The sequence below is a fragment of the Citrobacter sp. TBCS-14 genome (assembly GCF_005280805.1).
In the GTDB taxonomy this organism is placed as follows: Bacteria; Pseudomonadota; Gammaproteobacteria; order Enterobacterales; family Enterobacteriaceae; genus Citrobacter; species Citrobacter gillenii.
The window spans coordinates 1-402 of the sequence record NZ_SZWM01000607.1 but is presented as its reverse complement, the minus strand read 5'-3'; the positions used below and the strand labels follow the sequence as shown (position 1 = coordinate 402).

The window sequence follows — 402 nt, the reverse complement described above, 5'->3', positions numbered from 1 at the left end:
TAAAATGACAAACTTTATTGAATCACAAAACGCTGTAACAGAATTTTTTGATGTATTGAAAAAGAACTCTGGAAAATCAGAAATTAAAAACGCTTGGAGCGCAAAACTTGCTGAAAATGGTGTAACTATCACAGATAAAACTTTTGAGCTTCCACGTAAATTGGTTGATTCAATCAACACAGTTTTGTTAAATACTAACCCAGTGTTCAAAGTATTCCGTGTTACAAATGTCGGCGCTTTGCTCGTATCACGCTCATTTGATTCAGCTAATGAAGCAAATCTCCACAAAGACGGACAACAAAAAGTAGAACAGGCTGCAGCTCTCACTATTGATACTCTTGAACCTGTAATGGTTTATAAATTGCAATCACTTGCTGAACGTGTTAAACGACTTCAAATGTC

General features: G+C 35.6%; 1 protein-coding gene. It reads left to right on the top strand.

Features of this window, described 5'->3' with window-relative positions:
* A partial coding sequence (locus FDX22_RS20225) for a hypothetical protein (RefSeq protein ID WP_222592539.1) occupies nt 1–402 on the top strand: 402 nt, incomplete at both ends.